This window comes from uncultured Cetobacterium sp., assembly GCF_947038635.1.
Classification (GTDB): domain Bacteria; phylum Fusobacteriota; class Fusobacteriia; order Fusobacteriales; family Fusobacteriaceae; genus Cetobacterium_A.
In genome coordinates this window covers 1-3054 of sequence record NZ_CAMQXC010000178.1, presented here as the reverse complement: position 1 = coordinate 3054, position 3054 = coordinate 1, and the positions used below count along the sequence as shown (strand labels likewise).

4 protein-coding genes are annotated in these 3054 nt (G+C 29.5%); all 4 read right to left on the bottom strand.

What is annotated here, in order from left to right; all coding sequences use genetic code 11:
- Positions 1–571, bottom strand: a 571-nt coding sequence (locus Q0V08_RS11310) for an ABC transporter ATP-binding protein (RefSeq protein ID WP_297434822.1), incomplete at its 3' end; no start/stop codon positions are given.
- A 5-nt stretch (positions 572–576) separates the two neighbouring features.
- Positions 577–1587 (bottom strand): ABC transporter permease, encoded by a 1011-nt coding sequence (locus tag Q0V08_RS11305; RefSeq protein WP_297434821.1) that lies wholly within the window; start codon positions 1585–1587, stop codon positions 577–579.
- 9 nt (positions 1588–1596) lie between these two features.
- Positions 1597–2517, bottom strand: coding sequence for an ABC transporter permease (locus Q0V08_RS11300; protein ID WP_297434820.1), 921 nt, complete (start codon positions 2515–2517; stop codon positions 1597–1599).
- 132 nt (positions 2518–2649) lie between these two features.
- A partial coding sequence (locus Q0V08_RS11295; RefSeq protein WP_297434819.1) for a putative peptidoglycan-binding domain-containing protein occupies positions 2650–3054 on the bottom strand: 405 nt, incomplete at its 5' end.

Genomic DNA, 3054 nt, shown 5'->3' with positions numbered 1-3054 from the left:
CTTGAATAGTAACATCTAAAGCTGTTGTTGGTTCATCTGCTATAAGCAGCTCTGGACTACAAGCTAATGCCATAGCTATCATAACTCTTTGTCTCATTCCTCCTGAAAACTCATGTGGATACTGATTCATTCTAGCTCTTCCCATAGGAATCCCCACCGCATCTAAAAGTTCCACAGCTTTTTCAAAAGCCTCGCTATTGCTCATCCCTTTATGAACAATAAGTGTTTCCATTATCTGCTTTCCTATTGGAATCAAAAGGTTTAACGATGTCATAGGATCTTGAAATATCATTGACATTGTATTTCCTCTAATTTTATTCATCTGTTTCTCATTTATATTATCAATTCTTTCCCCTTTAAAAACTATTTCGCCCTCTTTTATTTTTCCATTTTCTTCAAGAAGTTTCATTATACTCATCATAGTAATACTTTTTCCACTTCCCGATTCCCCTACTACTCCTAAAACCTCCCCTTTTAAAAGGTCAAAGGTCACTCCCCTAACTGACTGTACCTCTCCGTGATGCGTATCAAAAGATGTTCTTAAATTTTTTACTTCTAATAACTTTTCCATAATAACTACCCCCTTACCTTAGGATCTAATGCATCTCTTAACCCATCCCCTAATAGATTAAATGCCAATATTGTCAAACATATTGCTAAAGTTGGAAATACTAATTGATATGGATATAATCTAAATCCACCTAATGCATCATTTGCTAGCGTTCCCCAAGAAGCTGCTGGTGGAGTGATTCCTAAACCTATAAAACTTAAAAATGCTTCTGTAAAAATTGCTGATGGTATTTGTAAAGTTAATGTAACTATTATTGAACTCATACTATTTGGTAAAAGATGTTTAAATAGTATTCTTCTATTTGAAGCTCCAAGTGTTCTAGCAGCTAAAATATACTCCTGCTGTTTTAGTTGTAAAATCTCTCCTCTTACTATTCTTGCCATTCCAATCCAATATGATAGTGCTAGTGCTAAAACTATATTTAAAAATCCACCTTTTTCAAAAGTAACCATAATTAAAATTACATATATTGTCATTGGAATGGAGTATATAATATCTACAACTCTCATCATGAAAGTATCGACTCTTCCTCCAAAATATCCCGATACTCCTCCGTATAAAATTCCAATTATTAGATTTAAAAAAGATGCTATAAATGCAATTGCTAAAGAGTAACGTGCCCCGTACATAACTCTCACAAAAATATCTCTTCCAAGTTGGTCAGTTCCAAACCAATGAGCTGCACTTGGAAATCTATTTGTCATACTTAAGTTTGTTTCAAAGATACTATATTTTGAAAAAATTGGAACTACTACAGCAAGAGTTGTTATCAGTATAATAAATACTAATCCAGCTATTGAAAGTTTGTTTTGTTTTAATTTTCTCCAAGCATCTTCAGCAAAAGTAAAACTTTTTCTAGTTATCTCCTCTTTTACTTTTTCGTTTTCACTGGCAAATGTAAAATCTAATTCTGGATTCTCATCTTTAATTTCAGTATTAGTATATTTTACAGCTTTAGAAGAAAATATCTCTTCTCTAAAATTAGCAAAATCTACTTCTATATTTTTGTAAGTCATACTTCCTCCCTATTTATCAAGTTTAATTCTTGGATCAATAACTACATAAAGTAGATCTACAATAAGATTACAAATCATTAAAAATGCACTATAGAAAATAGTTACTCCCAAAATAACTGTATAATCTCTATTTGTTATTGTTGTTACAAACTCACTTCCTAAACCTGGAATTGCAAATATTTTTTCAATAACAAAACTTCCAGTTAATATCCCTGCTACCAATGGACCTAAATATGTCACTATTGGAATAAGAGTATTTCTTAAAGCATGTTTTATAATTATTCTTCCTCTACTTAGACCTTTTGCTCTTGCTGTTCTTATATAATCTGATTTCATAACTTCAATTAATTTCGATCTAGTTAGCCTTGCTATAAAAGCTATTGAATAACCTGATAAAGCCACACTCGGTAAAATATAAGATTGCCAACTTTTAAGTCCAACAATTGGAAATAACTTCAACTTTACTCCAAAAATATACATTAAGAAAACTCCAATTACGAAACTCGGAATGGTTACACCAAATGTTGAAAGTAGCATACAAAGTGAATCTGGCCACTTATTAAAGTTTAGTGCTGCTAATATTCCTAAGGATATACCTATAACTAAAGATAACAACACAGCTACTAGACCTAATTTTGCAGATGTTGGAAATGAGTATCCTATTATCCAGTTTACTGTTCTTCCCTCTCTTTTCATACTTGGTCCTAGATCACCCTTTGATAAATCTTTTATATATGCTATGTACTGCTCACCTAAAGGTTTATCTAATCCAAATTTTTGTTCTAATTTTACTTTGATTTTTGGAGGTATATTCTTTTCCCCATCAAAAGGGCCTCCGGGCATGAGTCTCATTAAAAAAAATGTTAATGTGATGACTAAGAAAAGTGTAAAAATTGTTGTTAAAATTCTTTTTAAAATATATAGGACCATTCTTTTTACCCCCTATTAAAAATTTAAAAAGATTATACATCTTTATTTTATTTTTTGCAAATATTTTTTTATTTTTTTATTTTTTGCAAATATTTTTTATTATAAGATAAAAAAATAAGAAACTATCTATTTTTAAGATAGTTTCTTATTTTTTAAATTATTAACTCTTAATATCCATCCATTTTTATAAGTTTCCCACTCTTTGAGATTTTTATAATATCTTAACCTCTCATTTAAAAATATTTGAATAAACCTTTCAGAATCTTTAACTTTATTTAACAAATTTATAGTTTGACTTCCCATAATTCCATCTACTTTTATTTTCGTTCCATAATACCGATTTAAACTTCTTTGTAAAATACTACTTCCACTGAAGTAACCAGTATTAAATATAGTATCAAAGACAATTAATTTAAAATAATTATCTTTAATCTCGTTAATACGATATTTTTTTGCTAATATAGCTGTAATCTCAATAGCTTGGTTTTTTGTAAGAGTTTCTATTTGGTAATTAGTATTATATTCTCTATTATATTC